The organism is Pseudomonas imperatae, assembly GCF_057128625.1.
On the sequence record NZ_JBSKHP010000007.1, the window covers coordinates 217,884 to 234,930 of the forward strand.

At 64.5% G+C, this 17,047-nt stretch carries 13 protein-coding genes; 8 read left to right on the forward strand and 5 right to left on the reverse strand.

Annotation, left to right across the window (positions count from 1 at the left end):
* Positions 1 to 41: 41 nt before the first annotated feature.
* The 3 genes from ACWKWX_RS11525 to phhA are packed head-to-tail and all read right to left on the reverse strand — an operon-like array spanning position 42 to position 2,404.
* The gene (locus ACWKWX_RS11525) at positions 42 to 1,232 is read right to left on the reverse strand and encodes an amino acid aminotransferase (RefSeq protein WP_483827792.1); all 1,191 of its coding nucleotides are present in this window, start codon (positions 1,230 to 1,232) and stop codon (positions 42 to 44) included.
* A complete protein-coding gene (locus tag ACWKWX_RS11530; protein ID WP_473004058.1) occupies positions 1,232 to 1,588 on the reverse strand; it encodes a 4a-hydroxytetrahydrobiopterin dehydratase in 357 nt (118 codons plus the stop codon). Before ACWKWX_RS11530 ends, ACWKWX_RS11525 begins: the two co-directional genes overlap by 1 nt.
* Positions 1,589 to 1,618: 30 nt before the next feature.
* Positions 1,619 to 2,404: a phenylalanine 4-monooxygenase gene (gene phhA / locus ACWKWX_RS11535; RefSeq protein ID WP_483827793.1), complete on the reverse strand. Its 786-nt coding sequence runs from the start codon at positions 2,402 to 2,404 to the stop codon at positions 1,619 to 1,621.
* 278 nt (positions 2,405 to 2,682) lie between these two features.
* Here phhA and ACWKWX_RS11540 point away from each other — a divergent pair, with 278 nt between their 5' ends.
* Positions 2,683 to 4,275, forward strand: coding sequence for a sigma-54-dependent transcriptional regulator (locus ACWKWX_RS11540; RefSeq protein WP_483827794.1), 1,593 nt, complete (start codon positions 2,683 to 2,685; stop codon positions 4,273 to 4,275).
* Here the strand turns inward: ACWKWX_RS11540 and ACWKWX_RS11545 are convergent.
* Entirely contained in the window at positions 4,244 to 8,392 is a 4,149-nt protein-coding gene (locus tag ACWKWX_RS11545) for a deaminase domain-containing protein (protein ID WP_483827795.1), read from the reverse strand. The two genes, ACWKWX_RS11540 and ACWKWX_RS11545, sit on opposite strands and share 32 nt — an antisense overlap.
* A 140-nt stretch (positions 8,393 to 8,532) precedes the next feature.
* Entirely contained in the window at positions 8,533 to 8,793 is a 261-nt protein-coding gene (locus tag ACWKWX_RS11550) for a DUF2790 domain-containing protein (protein ID WP_416426162.1), read from the reverse strand.
* A 418-nt stretch (positions 8,794 to 9,211) separates the two neighbouring features.
* Here ACWKWX_RS11550 and acs point away from each other — a divergent pair, with 418 nt between their 5' ends.
* The 7 genes from acs (at position 9,212) to argR (ending at position 16,909) form a co-directional block, all read left to right on the forward strand.
* Complete coding sequence (gene acs, locus ACWKWX_RS11555; RefSeq protein ID WP_416426161.1) at positions 9,212 to 11,167, forward strand: acetate--CoA ligase; 1,956 nt, start codon at positions 9,212 to 9,214, stop codon at positions 11,165 to 11,167.
* Positions 11,168 to 11,649: 482 nt separating this feature from the next.
* Complete coding sequence (locus ACWKWX_RS11560) at positions 11,650 to 12,426, forward strand: ABC transporter substrate-binding protein (RefSeq protein ID WP_473004053.1); 777 nt, start codon at positions 11,650 to 11,652, stop codon at positions 12,424 to 12,426.
* 89 nt (positions 12,427 to 12,515) lie between these two features.
* Positions 12,516 to 13,205 (forward strand): ABC transporter permease, encoded by a 690-nt coding sequence (locus ACWKWX_RS11565; protein WP_416426158.1) that lies wholly within the window; start codon positions 12,516 to 12,518, stop codon positions 13,203 to 13,205.
* Positions 13,202 to 13,900, forward strand: a complete 699-nt coding sequence (locus ACWKWX_RS11570) for an ABC transporter permease (RefSeq protein ID WP_416426157.1) — start codon at positions 13,202 to 13,204, stop codon at positions 13,898 to 13,900. The genes ACWKWX_RS11565 and ACWKWX_RS11570 overlap by 4 nt, the downstream gene beginning before the upstream one ends.
* Positions 13,901 to 13,904: 4 nt before the next feature.
* Positions 13,905 to 15,017 (forward strand): M14 family metallopeptidase, encoded by a 1,113-nt coding sequence (locus ACWKWX_RS11575; RefSeq protein WP_483827796.1) that lies wholly within the window; start codon positions 13,905 to 13,907, stop codon positions 15,015 to 15,017.
* A 19-nt stretch (positions 15,018 to 15,036) separates the two neighbouring features.
* Positions 15,037 to 15,801: an ABC transporter ATP-binding protein gene (locus tag ACWKWX_RS11580; protein WP_027978661.1), complete on the forward strand. Its 765-nt coding sequence runs from the start codon at positions 15,037 to 15,039 to the stop codon at positions 15,799 to 15,801.
* A 127-nt stretch (positions 15,802 to 15,928) separates the two neighbouring features.
* Complete coding sequence (gene argR, locus ACWKWX_RS11585; RefSeq protein WP_416426155.1) at positions 15,929 to 16,909, forward strand: transcriptional regulator ArgR; 981 nt, start codon at positions 15,929 to 15,931, stop codon at positions 16,907 to 16,909.
* The last annotated feature ends 138 nt before the right edge of the window (positions 16,910 to 17,047 follow it).

Here is a 17,047-nt window from a genome sequence, read left to right on the forward strand (position 1 = left end):
GAGGCCCTCAAAAACTCGCTGGCAAGCCAGCTCCCACAGGTTCAACACACCTTGGCGAGGGCGGCCGCCAGTTCGTCCAGGCGGCTGGCGTCGATGCCGGCGACGTTGGCGCGGCCCGAGCGCACCATGTACACGCTGTGCTCGTCGCGCAGGCGGTCTACCTGCTCGGGGCTGAGCCCGGTGTAGGAGAACATCCCGCGCTGTTCGCCAATGTGGGCGAAACGCGCCGACAGCCCGTGCGGCCCCAGCGCCTCGACCAGCCCGGCCCGCAGCTGGGCGATGCGCGAACGCATGTGCTCCACCTCATCCGCCCACAGGCTCTTCAACTGCGCATCACCGAGGATGGTGGCGACCACGGCGGCGCCATGGTCCGGCGGCGTCGACCACAGGTTGCGCGCCAGGCCGGCCAGTTGGCTGCGCACGTCCAGCAACTGTTCAGCGGTGTGCGTGCAGGCGATCAACGCGCCGGTGCGTTCGCGGTACAGGCCAAAGTTTTTCGAGCACGAACTGGTGACCAGCAGCTCCGGCAGTTCCTTGGCGAACAGCCGCACGCCCCAGGCATCCTCGTTCAGGCCATCGCCGAAGCCCTGGTAAGCGAAGTCGATCAGCGGCAGCAGCTCGCGGCGCTTGGCCACGTCCAGCACCCGGTGCCAGTCGTTGTGCCGCAGGTCGAAGCCGGTGGGGTTGTGGCAGCAGGCGTGCAACAGCAGCACGTCGCCGCGCGGTATGTCTTCCAGCGCCAGCAGCATGGCTTCCACGTCCAGGCGGTTGTCACGGCCCACGTAGGGGTAGTGATTCACCTTGAGGCCCACGGCGGCGAAGATGCTTTCGTGGATGGGCCAGGTCGGGTCGCTGAGCCAGATGCCCTTGCCGGGCAGGCAATGGGCGATGAACTCGCCGGCCAGGCGCAGGGCCCCGGTGCCACCCGGGGTCTGGGTGGCGCCGGCGCGCTCATGGGCCAGCAGCGGCGAGTCCTTGCCCAGCACCAGTTCGCTGACCAGGCGACCGAACGCCTGGTCGCCGTGGCCACTGACGTAGGTCTTGCTGGTCTGGTGGTCAAGCAGGAACCGCTCGGCCTGCTTGACCGCCGACAGCACCGGGGTCAGGCCCTGGGCGTCCTTGTACACGCCCACGCCCAGGTCGAACTTGCGCGGGTTGGGGTCGCGGGCGTAAGCGTCCATCAGGCTCAGGATCGAGTCGCCGGGAATTCGCTGGATCGCGCTGAAGTGCATTATTTGCGGCCCTCGGCCCCCTGGCTGACGTCGTCGGTGCGGGCGGCCATGATGAAATCGTTGCGGTGCAGGCCCTTGATCGAGTGGCTCCACCAGGTCACGGTGACCTTGCCCCATTCGGTCAGCAGGCCTGGGTGGTGGCCCTCGGCCTCGGCGATCTCGCCCACGGCGTTGGTGAACGCCAGGGCGTGCTTGAAGTTCTTGAACAGGTAGACCTTTTCCAGCTGCATGACGCCGTCACGCACCTCGATGTTCCAGTCCGGAATCTGCCGCAGCAGCGCTGGCAGCTCCTCGTCGCTGACCTGCGGGGCGTCGGCGCGGCAGGCTTCGCAATGGGCCTGGTTCAATGGGTTCATGGTTGCTTCCTTATAGTAGTTAAAAGCGGGTCAGGCCGCCTTGGGCGGAAATTTCGGCGCGTGCAGGCCCAGCTGCTGGGCGCGGGCCACCAGGGCCATGATGTCTTCATGGGCCAGGTCGAACAGGCGTTTGAGGTCTGGCAGCACGAAGTACAGCGGCTGCAGGATGTCGATGCGGTATGGGGTGCGCATGCATTCCAGCGGGTCGAAGACCTGGTGCTCGGGGGCGTCCGACAGGCTGTAGAGGGTTTCCTTGGGCGACGAGAGAATGCCGCCGCCGTAGATGCGCCGGCCCTGGGGCGTGTCCACCAGGCCGAATTCAATGGTCATCCAGTACAGGCGCGCCAGGAACACCCGTTGTTCCTTGCTGGCCGCCAGGCCCAGCTTGCCGTAGGTGTGGGTGAATTCGGCGAACCAGGGGTTGGTCAGCAGCGGGCAGTGGCCGAAAATCTCGTGGAAAATGTCCGGTTCCTGCAGGTAATCCAGCTCTTCGGGCGTGCGAATGAAGGTGGCCACGGGAAAGCGCTTGCTGGCCAGCAATTCGAAGAAGGTCTGGAAGGGGATCAGTGCCGGCACCCGGGCGACCTGCCAGCCGGTGGTGCGGGCCAGCACCTGGTTGACCTCGGCCAGTTGCGGAATGCGCTCATGCGGCAGGGCCAGTTGCTCGATGCCGTCCAGGTATTCCTGGCACGCGCGCCCCTCTACCAGCTTGAGCTGGCGGCTGACCAAGGTGTGCCATACCGCGTGCTCGGTGTCGGAGTAATGGATGAACCCCTGAGCATCCGGTTCGCGGGCCACGTAGTGGGTCTGCTTCATGCTGTTCTCCAGCGCACGTTTTTATTATAGATGGGCCCGTACACATCCCCGTAGCAGCTGCCAAAGGCTGCGTCCGCAGACCCCACGCCCCATTGATAGTCCACCGCCCCACGGCTGTCAGCCCCACCCAGGGCCCCGCATCGCAGCCACAGCCCCGACTTTTCGTAAACTATTCGATACAGCTACCGCGCTCATCGGCGCCCGTGTCTTGTCGTCAGCCTCAAATGTCACATATTCTTTACGAATATCTTTGCCTTTCGCCAAAAAACAGGCCCCTCATGCGCATCAAAGTCCACTGCCAGAACCGCATTGGCATCCTGCGTGACATCCTCAACCTGCTGGTGGAATACGGCATCAACGTCGCCCGCGGCGAAGTGGGTGGCGAGCACGGCAACGCCATCTACCTGCATTGCCCGAACCTGATCAACCTGCAGTTCCAGGCCCTGCGCCCCAAGTTCGAAGCCATACCCGGCGTGTTCGGCGTCAAACGGGTGGGGCTGATGCCCAGCGAGCGCCGGCACATGGAGCTCAATGCGCTGTTGGGCGCACTGGAATTCCCGGTGCTGTCCATCGACATGTCCGGCTCCATCGTCGCCGCCAACCGCGCCGCCGCGCAGCTGCTGGGGGTGCGGGTGGACGAGGTGCCGGGCATGCCGTTGTCGCGTTACGCCGAGGACTTCGACCTGCCGCAGCTGGTGCGCGACAACAAATCGCGCATCAACGGCCTGCGGGTGAAGGTGCGCGGCGACGTGTTCCTTGCCGACATCGCCCCGCTGCAGTCCGAGCATGACGACAGCGAAGCCCTGGCCGGTGCGGTGCTGACCCTGCACCGCGCCGACCGCATTGGCGAGCGCATCTACCACGTGCGCAAGCAGGAACTGCGCGGCTTCGACAGCATCTTCCAGAGCTCTAAAGTCATGGCCGCCGTGGTGCGCGAGGCGCGCCGCATGGCGCCACTCGACGCACCGCTGTTGATCGAGGGCGAGACCGGCACCGGCAAGGAGCTGCTGGCCCGCGCCTGCCACCTGGCCAGCCCGCGCGGCCAGTCACCGCTGATGGCGCTCAACTGCGCCGGCTTGCCCGAGTCCATGGCCGAGACCGAGCTGTTCGGCTACGGCCCCGGCGCCTTCGAAGGCGCGCGCGCCGAGGGCAAGCTGGGCCTGCTGGAGCTGACCGCGGGCGGCACGCTGTTCCTCGATGGGGTAGGCGAGATGAGCCCGCGCCTGCAGGCGAAATTGTTGCGCTTCCTGCAAGACGGCTGCTTCCGCCGCGTGGGTAGCGACGAAGAGGTGTACCTGGACGTCCGGGTGATCTGCGCCACGCAGATGGATCTCTCGGAACTGTGCGCCCGCGGCGAATTCCGCCAGGACCTGTACCACCGCCTCAACGTGCTGTCGTTGCACATTCCGCCGCTACGCGAGTGCATGGACGGCCTCGACCCGCTGGTGGAGCACTTCCTCGACCAGGCCAGCCGCCAGATCGGCTGCCCACTGCCGCGCCTGGCGCCCGCCGCCAAGGACAAGCTGGCCCGCTACCACTGGCCGGGCAACGTGCGGCAACTGGAGAATGTGCTGTTCCAGGCCGTGTCATTGTGCGACGCCGGTTGGGTCAAGCCCGAGCATATCCGCCTGCCCGACTACGGTGTGCGCCAGCCCTTGGGCGATTTCTCCCTGGAGGGTGACCTGCAACAGATCGTCGCGCGCTTCGAGCGCGCGGTGCTGGAGCAACTGCACGCCCAGCACCCCAGCAGCCGCTTGCTGGGCAAGCGCCTGGGGGTGTCGCATACCACCATTGCCAACAAGCTGCGCGAGCATGGGTTGGGCAAGGCGGAATTGGCACTCAATCCAGCGGGTAATCTTCCAGGAAACTGATGCTCATGCTGGCCTGGGGGAACAGTAGCTTGAGTTGCGGCAGCACGATGGCGCCGCATGAACGGCAGGTGTCCATGCGCGTGAACACCTGCAGGTCGGTCACTGGCTGGCCGCGCAGGTCGGCCTTGAGCACCGTAGCGATCAGGCGTTCGGCGTCCTGGTCGCGGGGGTGGGGGCGGATGATCTTGCGTCCAGCGTGGCGCACCACCGGCAGGCTGGTCATTTGCGGATCAGGGCCGCGAGTACGCATGATCGCGCGTGCGTCTACCCATTCCACCCCATCGAGGGTCTGGCGCGGGCTGCTGGCCACATCGATCTTCAAGCGGATCGCTGCAGCACGTTTACCGCCGGACAGGGCGTAGTAAACCATCCGCCGTCCATCGGCCAGGCTCACCCGGATGAAGGCCAGGTTGGCCTGCGCCATGGTGTGGCGCAGTGCGGCATGCACGCTGGCATCGCCGAGGTTATCGGCGGTGATGGGAGCGAAGCTGCCTGGCGACGTGCCTTGCGGTGGGGCCAGCTGGTTGAGCACATCAATGTGTGCCTGTTGCACGTTCCTGGGGCGTGTAGTGAGGAAGCCGCGGTCGGGGATCAGCGCCTGCATCCGCTCGAACAGGCGCAGCTGCTGGCTATTGCCCGCCAGGATATGGGTGGCGTAGGCGAGCAGCTCGTTGTGGCTGCCTGCTGCCTCCGCGTAGGCGGCATAGGTGGGGAAGGCGTCGAGGGGGATATCGCCAGGGTCGGGCTGGTGCTTGGCCAGGTCAAACAACAGCGTGGCGATGTTTTCCCGGTCGCGGGGAGCTGACGGCGTGCCGCTGACGATGCGGTAGGTTTCGCTGGTGGTGAGAAAGCGGTTGATATCCTCTTCGGCGGTGATGCGCTCGAAGCTTAATTCGCCGGGGCGGTCGGGCGCACGGTAGATCACGTGGGTGTCGGCCTCGACTTCAATGCACGGGCCCTGAGGGGTGTCCATGACGTGGCCGCGCAGGATGCGTCGGTCCCCCACGCCGGCCACCAGTTCGTCAAGCTCCAGGACGGGCAGCGTGTCGTTGATCAACCCGGCCTGCTCGGCGGTCAGTGAGGGGGCCAGGCCAAAGCGGCTGTCGGTAGAGCGTCGGCCGCTGATGCTCGGCAGGTAGTTCACCGACGGACCGTTGGCAGTGGGCAAGGACAGGCCAAAGGTAGCGCGTTCGGCATCGGTGACCGGTACCAGGCGCCCGGCGCGGGTCCGCTCGCGTCGCCACAGGGTGCCATCCATGACCACCACATCCAGGTTGGCGGGCGTCTGGCTGCTGCTGCCGCCGGCAATCGCCAGGCTGCCCAGGCGATAGGTACGCGCCTGCCAGGCGTGTGCGGCATGCTCCCCGGCGGTCGCGTGGGGGGGCAATGCGGTGACAGGAAGTTGGTGGGTGTACAGGCTGGCGCATCCCGGGGCGTCGGCTGCCCGTGGGATGCGGCAAGGGGTGGGCGTCTCGATCATGCGGCGGGGTTTGCGCAGCATGCCAAGGCGATCATGGCGCACGTAGTATTTACCGCTGATTTCCTGGCTCAAGCGGTACAGGTGGCCATCAATGAGCACATCCACGCTGCGGTCTGCCCGGGGGATGAGCATGACTTGGCTATCCACATGGCTGCGCAGGTAGCGCAGGCCATCGGGCCCGCGATGCAGGGCCAGGGCGCCAGGGGCGAGCCCGGGGCGGGCCATGGCGAAGGCCTCGATGAAGGTGCGCTCGGCGCCGCCGGGCGTCAGGTCCAGCAGAGGCGGGCCGTAGGTGCGGCTGATCTGGGCGGGCTGGAGGTGCCAGATGCCGTGGCTGGGGCGCGCCACTTGCCCTGTGGAAATTCCCAGGTCCCTGGCAAAATTGAAGGGGAAACGGCGTTGATGCAGGTTGAGCCAGCGGCTCACCGCAAAGGCTGTGTTTGCCAGTGGCGAGCGACCGCCGCTGTGCAGCAGGCGGTTGATGAGGCGACGGTTGGCCACCAGCGTTTTTAGTACAGGCGTTAGCGCCGTCAGGGGCAGGGTCACTGCATCAAGCACGCACATGGACACGCCGCCGCTGCCCTGGGTATCGAAGCAACTGGCAAAAGGAACGCCGATGCGTGCCAGGTGGGCCGCGAGGCTGCGGCCCTGGATGTTTTTTTGCTGCAGCTCCAGTTGGGTCATGCCCCGGCACTGCTGCCTCAGGTCGTCGAAGTGGTGCATCCACACGTGGTCCAGCGCGATGTCGACCAGGCGTGCCAGTGGTCCGGCAAGCAGCAGCGGGCCTACCGCCTGCACGCCCCCGGCGGTGCTGTAGGTGAATGGGTGCTCGGCGTCGTGGTAGTCCTCGAACTGCAGCTGCAGGTGTTCGCGTGCCCACTGCTCCATTGGCACCCCCTGGCGATCGATGGCCCGGCTGTCCCACCGCCATTGCTGGGGAAACCAGCGGTACAAGGTTTCGCCCTGGCTGCCCTGGCACAGAATCAGCAGGGCGGGGCAACGGCGCAGGGCCCATAGTTCGGGATCGGCATCGCCCAGTTGCGGGATGCTCATCTGGTTCGGCCCGATGAATTCATGCCAGTGCACCGCGTACGCCTGCAGCGTTGCTGCTTCCATTCCCGCGCGGTCGTTGTCGGGAAGCCGCTGGATGAATAGCTCGAGCAGGTCTTTCAGTGCGCGGTGGCAATGGCCGCGGTAGGCACTGAACAGTTGGTCGAACTGCGCGGTGATATCGGCGGCGGTGGTGTTCTTGAGTGCGGCATGGCAAAAGCCAGCGCCGCTGTCGAGCAGGCGTTCCAGGTGGGAGGTCTTGCGGTTGCCCGCGACAATTTCATGCGGCTTGATGCCGAATGATTCCAGGTAGCCAATGGCCATTTTTATGCGCGAGGGTGGGCTGCTCAGTTGTGCCAGTGTCGCCATGATGTCGAAGGCGTCGAGGGCGGCGTTGATGTCGGCCGGCGTGTACCAAGGTTGCTTCGGCAGTACGCGGTTGTGCTCCGCCCATTGCATGACGAGTGGCGCGCGGGCGAGCAGGATGTTGACCTGGTCTTCTTGCGTGATCGCTTGCGCCTGTTTCAGTAGCGCCACCTGCAGCGCCGTCTCGGGCGTCAACAGCCAGGGGTCGCGTTCCGACAGCCTGATGCCCAGCCGCAATTGCACGGAGTAAAGGTCCGGCAGGTGCTCGAAGTCAGGCGGCAGGTCTTCTAGTAGCAGCAGCGGGGCATGTTGACGCAGCAACAGCGGCGCTACCAGTGCCAGTTCGGTAGGGCTGCAGTCCAGGTGTGCCGCGAGCGCCTGGTCCAGGCGTGCACGTAACGCCTGTGCGTTGTCCTGGGGGGTGAGCGAAACGCCGGCAAGTTCACCCTCGATGCGCGAGCTGCGGGGGGCTAGGTAGTCGACGATGGCCTGCATCGCCAGTTCGCGTTGCAGATAGTGGGGGGGCGGTACCCATTGCAGGTCGTCAATCACTGCTTTTTCAAAGGCGTCGAAGGTGGCGCAACCAAACAGGCAGGGCATCAGCCGCCGTGGCTCGGTGGTGCAGGCCAGGGCGAAATCCATCTGCAGGTAATCGAGCAGCCGCGCCATGCGCCCACCGCCAACGCGTTTGTGCAGGATACGCGAGACGCACGCCGACAGGTCTGTATCCAGGTGGCTGAAAGCGCCGTTCCGGGTTTGCAGCGGGTGCTGCGTGGGCGTGGCTTTGCTGGCCAGGCTCGGATGCAGCAGCAGGCAGGCCAGCCAGGCGCAATCTGTCGCACGTGCGAAGGTCGCCTGTAGCCACAGGTGGCTGACGGCGCTGAACACCCGGCGTCCAGCCTTGGCTCGCCGGGACACCCTGCGCAGCATTGCCGGCAATGCCGGGTCCACGTCGCGCAAGGCTTGTGTTGCCTGGGCCTGCAGGTACCGGGTCATTTGCGCGGGGTCGTCATTGGTGTCGTTGTGTAATAAGGGTTGAATCAGAGCGACGACGTCGGGGGTCGCGCACAGCGCCTCGACGTTATCCAGCCATTGGAAATCACTGCCCAGCGGATCAATGCGTGAAAAGTCATCGCGCTGAAACAGGGTTGTCAGTAATTGGCCAAAAGGCGAAGTGGCTTTCTTGATTGGCGGGACGGTAGGCGGGATATAAAGTGCCATGCAAACTCCATGATGCGGGTAAGGTCGAACAAAAAGTTCGGCGCATCATCAAGCGTTGTGCTGGCGGGCAGGTGTTGAATAATTATTTGATCAATTAAATAGGCCAGCGCCTCCTGAAGAGGCGCTGAAGCACTGTGAACTTATCCGTTCGAGCAGCCGTTGCCCATCACGCGGTATTCAAGAATGTGTTTCTGGCCAGTGGAGTCCAGGTAAGTCATGCGTGCCGGCACCACTTCGCAGACGTTGGGGATTTCGCTGGTGCTGATGACCTTGGCAATATCAAGGTGCTGCGAATAGTTGTAGTGCTCCACCGGAACTTCAGTGTTGGCGGTGTTCGAAACTTCATCAGCCATGGCTGCCAGCGAGAAAGTACTCAGGGCCAAGACAATTAAAGCTTTCATTTTAAAGTTTACCTTTGTGCGGTCGTCAGGGGGCACGCAATCCTTGTGGGACTGCGTGTGTTGCTCGGGAAAGTTAGAGTCGGATTAACGTGCCTTCGTGGGGGCTGTTGCGTGTGTTAATCACAGTGCCGGTTGGCGAGGTGAATTTTAGGGCGATGGCGGGGGGTTAAACAGACAGAGTTTTGATAAACAGTTTTATCTGAATCTGTAACAATCAATTTCGTAGCGGCCGGTGGCGCGCGTTTTCCTGCAAAGACACGCGGCCGTCGAGGCGCCCCGCGCCCGGGCTTGAGCCTTGCCGCGCGCCGTCATCAAAGAGTAGGGTAATGGTTACTACCATCGTCGAATGGCCTCGGCGTGCGCTTAGCCTTACAACGAGGTCATACAAAAACAACTACATAGCTCCGAGGTAAGAAAGATGAGTGCGGCGTCCCTGTATCCCGTTCGTCCCGAGGTGGCAGCCACCACGCTGACCGATGAAGCGACCTACAAGGCCATGTACCAGCAGTCGGTGGTGAACCCTGACGGCTTCTGGCGCGAGCAGGCCCAGCGCCTGGACTGGATCAAGCCCTTCACCAAGGTCAAGCAGACCTCCTTCGATGACCACCACGTGGACATCAAGTGGTTCGCCGACGGCACTCTCAATGTCTCCTACAACTGCCTGGACCGGCACCTTGCCGAGCGCGGCGACCAGATCGCGATCATCTGGGAAGGCGACGACCCCTCCGAGCACCGCAACATCACCTACCGCGAACTGCACGAGGAAGTCTGCAAGTTCGCCAACGCCCTGCGTGGCCAGGATGTGCACCGCGGTGACGTGGTTACCATCTACATGCCGATGATTCCCGAAGCCGTGGTCGCCATGCTGGCCTGTACCCGTATCGGTGCCATCCATTCGGTGGTGTTCGGTGGCTTCTCCCCCGAGGCCCTGGCCGGGCGCATCATCGACTGCAGCTCCAAGGTGGTGATCACCGCCGACGAAGGCCTGCGTGGCGGCAAGAAGACCGCGCTCAAGGCCAACGTCGACCGCGCCCTGACCAACCCGGAAACCAGCAGTGTGCAGAAGGTCATCGTCTGCAAGCGCACCGGCGGCGACATCGAGTGGAACCGCCACCGCGACATCTGGTACCACACCCTGCTGGACGTGGCGTCCAGCACCTGCGCGCCGAAGGAAATGGGTGCCGAGGAGCCGCTGTTCATCCTCTATACCTCCGGCTCCACCGGCAAGCCCAAGGGCGTGCTGCACACCACCGGCGGCTACCTGGTGTACGCAGCCCTCACCCATGAGCGCGTGTTCGACTACCGCCCGGGCGAAATCTACTGGTGCACCGCCGACGTCGGCTGGGTCACCGGCCACAGCTACATCGTCTACGGCCCGCTGGCCAACGGCGCCACCACGCTGCTGTTCGAAGGCGTGCCGAACTACCCGGACATCACCCGCGTGTCGAAGATCATCGACAAGCACAAGGTCAACATCCTCTACACCGCACCCACCGCCATCCGCGCCATGATGGCCGAGGGCACTGCGGCGGTGGAGGGCGCCGATGGCTCCAGCCTGCGCCTGCTGGGCTCGGTGGGCGAGCCGATCAACCCCGAGGCCTGGGGTTGGTACTACGACACCGTGGGCAAGCAACGCTGCCCGATCGTCGACACCTGGTGGCAGACCGAGACCGGCGGCGTGCTGATCAGCCCGCTGCCGGGCGCCACCGCGCTCAAGCCGGGCTCGGCGAGCAAGCCGTTCTTCGGCGTGGTGCCGGGGCTGGTGGACAACCTGGGCAACCTGATCGACGGCGCCGCCGAGGGCAACCTGGTGATCCTCGACTCGTGGCCGGGCCAGTCGCGCAGCCTGTACGGCGACCACGACCGCTTCGTCGACACCTACTTCAAGACCTTCCGTGGCATGTACTTCACCGGCGACGGCGCGCGCCGCGACGAGGATGGCTACTACTGGATCACCGGCCGCGTCGATGACGTGCTCAACGTCTCCGGCCACCGCATGGGCACCGCCGAGATCGAGAGCGCCATGGTTGCCCATCCCAAGGTGGCCGAGGCCGCGGTGGTGGGCGTGCCCCACGACATCAAGGGCCAGGGCATCTATGTGTACGTGACCCTCAACCATGGCGTGGAAGCCAGCGAGACCCTGCGCCAGGAACTGAAGAACTGGGTGCGCAAGGAGATCGGCCCTATCGCCTCGCCGGATGTGATCCAGTGGGCGCCGGGGCTGCCCAAAACCCGCTCGGGCAAGATCATGCGCCGTATCCTGCGCAAGATCGCCACCGGCGAGTACGACGCGCTGGGTGATATCTCCACCCTGGCCGACCCGGGCGTGGTGCAGCACCTGATCGACACCCACAAGGGCATGAAGGCGGCGTAAGGCTGCTGCGCTAACCCCGGAACCCCGCCCGTTGGCGGGGTTTCGTGTTTATGTCCCACATGACCGGGATATATCGGTGTTACCGTCCGTCACCTTTCTGTGCGCCAAAAGGAGGCGAAACGCCACAAACCGGTGCGCCGGTCCTACGAAAAATGACAAAGCCAAACGCCAGGGTTGCCGGATTACAAGGCTTTGCCAATAATAGGCGCGCAATTTGCTTGATAGATCGGTTCCCTGTCATTTGCCTTTGCATAAACCTCAAAGGCTGTCAATAATCTCGGGTCGTATTCTCGGTGCATCTGTAACTAGTTGTCGCATTGAAGAAATATCGGCTTCGGGGCTGTCGCTAAAATGCCGGTCACTCGCCGTCGCCCGATGAGCCATGCTCCCGAGCCGCGCGCCGCTATCTGCGTTGTACCCATTCGCATATTGGGCCTGTGCTCACTCTGCCATTTATTGCCCTTTACCGATGGAGTCCTGAGATGAAGAAACTCGTGCTTCTTGGCGCCCTGGCGCTGTCCGTGCTGTCGCTGTCCTCGTTCGCCGACGAGAAGCCTTTCAAGATCGGTATCGAAGCGGCCTACCCACCGTTCGCCTCCAAGGCTGCCGACGGCAGCATCGTGGGTTTTGACTACGACATCGGCAACGCCCTGTGCGAAGAGATGAAGGTCAAGTGCCAGTGGGTCGAGCAGGAATTCGACGGCCTGATCCCGGCGCTGAAAGTGCGCAAGATCGACGCCATCCTGTCGTCCATGTCCATCACCGAAGACCGCAAGAAGTCGGTTGATTTCACCAACCGCTACTACCTGACCCCAGCGCGCCTGGTGATGAAGGAAGGCACCACCGTCGCCGACAACCTGGACGGCCTGAAAGGCAAGAAGATCGGCGTGCAGCGCGGTTCCATCCACGAGCGTTTCGCCCGCGAAGTGCTGGCGCCAAAAGGCGTGGAAGTGGTGCCGTACGGCTCGCAGAACGAAATCTACCTGGACGTCACCGCTGGCCGCCTGGACGGCACCCTGGCCGACGCCACCCTGCTGCAGGACGGCTTCCTGAACACCGACGCCGGCAAGGGCTACGCCTTCGCAGGTCCATCGTTCACCGACGTCAAATACTTCGGTGACGGCGTGGGCATCGCCGTGCGCAAGGGTGACAAGGCTGACCTGGACAAGCTCAACGCTGCCATCGCCGCCATTCGCGCCAACGGCAAGTACAAGCAGATCCAGGACAAGTACTTCAACTTCGACATCTACGGCCAGTAACTGGCTGTAAGCGTCACCCGACAGATGGTGCAAGCCGCAGGCGCTGAGGCTTGCACCATTTTTTCATTTCCACGGTCGAGGAAATTTACATGTTAGAAGGCTACGGGGCAGTCATCCTCGATGGCACCTGGCTGACCTTGCAGTTGGCCCTGTCGTCGATGGCGCTAGCCATTGCCCTGGGATTGATCGTCGTCGCACTGCGGCTGTCGCCCGTGCGTTGGCTGGCCTGGCTGGGGGCGACCTATTCCACGGTCATCCGCGGCATTCCCGACCTGGTGCTGATCCTGCTGATCTTCTTCGGCGGCCAGGACCTGCTCAACCGCGTCGCGCCCCTGCTGGGCTTCGACGACTATATCGATCTCAACCCCATGGCGGCCGGCATCGGCACGCTGGGCTTCATTTTCGGGGCGTACCTGTCGGAAACCTTCCGCGGTGCGTTCCTGGCCATCCCCAAGGGGCAGGCCGAGGCTGGCCTTGCCTATGGCATGAACAGCCGCCAGGTGTTCTTCCGCGTGCTGGTGCCGCAGATGATCCGCCTGGCCATTCCCGGCTTCACCAACAACTGGTTGGTACTGGTCAAGGCCACGGCGCTGGTGTCGGTGGTGGGCCTGCAGGACATGATGTTCAAGGCCAAGGCCGCGGCGGACGCCACGCGCCAGCCGTTCACTTTCTTCCTGGCGGTGGCCGCGCTGTACCTGGTGATCACCAGCGTATCGCTGCTGGTGCTGCGGTTCCTGGAAAAACGCTACTCGGCTGGCGTAAGGGTGGCTGAACTATGATTTTTGATTACAACGTGGTCTGGGACAACCTGCCGCTGTACTTCAGCGGCGTGCTGGAGACCATCAAGCTGTTGCTGCTGTCGCTGTTCTTCGGCCTGCTGGCGGCCTTGCCGCTGGGCCTGATGCGCGTGTCCAAGCGGCCGCTGGTGAACCTGCCGGCCTGGCTGTACACCTACGTGATCCGCGGCACGCCGATGCTGGTGCAGCTGTTCCTGATCTACTACGGCCTGGCGCAGTTCGCCGTGGTGCGCGAGAGCATCTTCTGGCCGTGGCTGTCCAGCGCCACCTTCTGCGCCTGCCTGGCCTTTGCCATCAACACCAGCGCCTACACCGCGGAAATCGTCGCCGGCAGCCTCAAGGCCACGCCCCATGGCGAGATCGAGGCGGCGCGGGCCATGGGCATGTCGCGGGTCAAGATGTACCGTCGCATCCTGCTGCCGTCGGCCCTGCGCCGGGCGCTGCCGCAGTACAGCAACGAAGTGATCATGATGCTGCAGACCACCAGCCTTGCGTCGATTGTCACCCTGATCGACATCACCGGCGCGGCACGCACGGTGAACGCGCAGTACTATCTGCCGTTCGAAGCCTACATCACCGCAGGCGTTTTCTACCTGTGCCTGACCTTTATCCTGGTTCGCCTGTTCAAGCTGGCCGAGCGCCGCTGGCTGGGCTACCTGGCACCACGCAAGGGCTGAAGACATGCAACGCATCGATCATCCATTGCCCTGGAGCACCCTGGGCAGCGAGCGTCACCTGAGCGTATTCCGCTTCGGCAGCGGCGAGCGCAAGGCCTACATCCAGGCCAGCCTGCACGCCGACGAACTGCCGGGCATGCGCACCGCCTGGGAACTGAAAAAGCGCCTGCTGGCGCTGGAGGAGGCTGGCCAGCTCAAGGGCGTGGTCGAACTGGTGCCGGTGGCCAACCCCATCGGCCTGGGCCAGTTGCTGCAGGGCGCCCACCAGGGGCGTTTCGAGTTCGGCAGCGGCAAGAACTTCAACCGTGACTTCCACGAGCTGAGCGAGCCGGTGGCTGCCGCGCTGGATGGCCAGCTGGGTGACGACGCCCACGCCAACATCCGCCTGGTGCGCCAGGCCATGCGCGACACCCTGGCGGCGCTGCCGCCAGCCGCCAGCCAGCTGCAGGGCCTGCAACGCCTGCTGCAGGGCCACGCCTGCGACGCCGACGTGGTGCTGGACCTACACTGCGACGCCGACGCCGCGCTGCACATGTACGCGCTGCCGCAGCACTGGCCGCAGTGGCGCTCGCTGGCCGCGCACCTCAACGTGCGGGTAGGCCTGCTGGCCGAGGACTCGGGTGGCAGTTCGTTCGACGAAGCCTGCTCGTTGCCGTGGCTGCGCCTGTCCCGGCGCTTCCCCGAGGCCCAGCTGCCGCTGGCCTGCCTGGCCACTACCGTGGAACTGGGTGGCCAGGCCGACACCGCGCGCGACGACGCCGAGCGCCACGCCGAGGGCATCCTGGCGTTCCTCGCCGAACAGGGGCTGATCGCCGGCGAATGGCCGCCAGCGGCCAGCGAGCCCTGCGAAGGCATGCCGTTCGAGGGCACTGAATTGCTGTTTGCCCCACACCCCGGCGTGATCAGTTTCCTGCGCGCCCCCGGTGAATGGGTAGAGGCGGGCGACCCGCTGTTTGAAGTGATCGACCCGCTGGCCGATCGCGTTACCGTCGTGTGTGCCGGCACTGCCGGCGTGCTGTTTGCCATCGAACGACTGCGTTACGCCCAGCCAGGTTTCTGGCTGGCCAAGGTCGCCGGGCGCCAACCCCTTCGTCGCGGGCGCCTGCTCAACGACTGACTGCTTTGTGAGAACCGCTATGTACAAACTTGAAGTCCAGGACCTGCATAAACGCTACGGCAGTCATGAAGTGCTCAAGGGTGTGTCCCTGGCCGCCAAGGCCGGCGATGTCATCAGCATCATCGGCTCCAGCGGCTCGGGCAAGAGTACCTTCCTGCGCTGCATCAACCTGCTGGAGCAGCCGCACGCGGGCAAGATCCTGCTCAACAACGAAGAGCTGCAACTGGTGGCCAGCAAGGACGGCGCCCTCAAGGCCGCCGACCCCAAGCAGTTGCAGCGCATGCGCTCGCGCCTGTCCATGGTGTTCCAGCACTTCAACCTGTGGGCGCACATGACCGCCCTGGAAAACATCATCGAGGCGCCGGTGCACGTGCTGGGCGTGTCGAAGAAGGAAGCGCTGGAAAAGGCCGAGCACTACCTGAACAAGGTGGGCGTGGCGCACCGCAAGGACGCCTACCCGGGCCACATGTCCGGCGGCGAGCAGCAGCGCGTGGCCATCGCCCGTGCCCTGGCCATGGAGCCTGAGGTAATGCTGTTCGACGAACCCACCTCGGCGCTCGACCCCGAGCTGGTGGGCGACGTGCTGAAGGTGATGCAGGACCTGGCCCAGGAAGGCCGCACCATGGTGGTGGTCACCCACGAGATGGGCTTCGCCCGCGAGGTGTCCAACCAGCTGGTGTTCCTGCACAAGGGCCTGGTGGAAGAGTCGGGCTGCCCGCGCGACGTGCTGGCCAACCCCAAGTCCGAGCGCCTGCAGCAGTTCCTGTCCGGAAGCCTGAAGTAGTCGTCATTTGATACAAACGATGACTGCCACGTTGTTGTAGAAAGGGGCATGCTGCGCGTCTTGGCAGCATGTTCCTTCCATCCGCTCTGCCGAGCATTGATCCTGAACAGGTTTCGGACCGCACCCCATGACAGCCCAACGAATCGGTTTTCTCATCTGGCCGAGCACCAAGGCCCTGACCCTGGCGCTGGCTGAAGAGGCCCTGGATGTGGCCCAGAAGGTGCACCCCGAAGTGGCCTACGAGATGGTGTTCCTGCACGCCGAGCCTGCCCCTGAAGGCGGCTGGCAGTTGCCGGGCGAGCCGTGGGCGGGGCGCCTGGAAGGCTGTCAGAAACTGTTCCTGCTGGCCGACGAGCCGCCGGCTGCGCTGGCGCCAGCCCTGGCCACCGCGCTCAAGCAACTGGTGCGTTCGGGCTGCGTGATTGGCGGCCTGTCCGCCGGCGTCTACCCCATGGCCCAGGTTGGCCTGCTGGACGGCTACCGCGCCGCGGTGCACTGGCGCTGGCAGGATGATTTCGCCGAGCGCTTCCCCAAGGTGATTGCCACCAGCCACCTGTTCGACTGGGACCGTGACCGCATGACCGCGTGTGGCGGCCTCTCGGTGCTGGACCTGCTGCTGGCGGTGCTGGCCCGCGACCACGGCGCCGAGCTGGCGGGCGCGGTGTCGGAAGAGCTAGTGGTGGAGCGCATCCGCGAAGGCGGCGAGCGCCAGCGCATTCCGCTGCAGAACCGCCTGGGCTCCAGCCACCCCAAGCTCACCCAGGCGGTGCTGCTGATGGAGGCCAACATCGAAGAGCCGCTGACCACCGACGAAATCGCCCAGCACGTGTGCGTGTCGCGCCGCCAGCTGGAGCGCATCTTCAAGCAGTACCTGAACCGGGTGCCGAGCCAGTATTACCTGGAGCTGCGCTTGAACAAGGCGCGGCAGATGCTGATGCAGACCAGCAAGTCGATCATCCAGATCGGCCTGTCGTGCGGGTTCTCGTCGGGGCCGCATTTTTCCAGCGCCTACCGCAATTTCTTCGGCGCAACGCCGCGGGAAGACCGCAACCAGCGCCGCAGCAGCAGCCCGTTCGAGCTGTCGTCGGTGCCGGCCGAGCGCGGGTAGCCACCATCCCGCAACGCCCGCAGACCCCGTAGCCGCTGCCGCCAGGCTGCGCTGGCCCTCAGCCACACTGAAAATCTCCAGCGTACTCAGGGGCCAGCGCAGCCTGACGGCAGCGGCTACGGATAGTGGTGAGGTTGG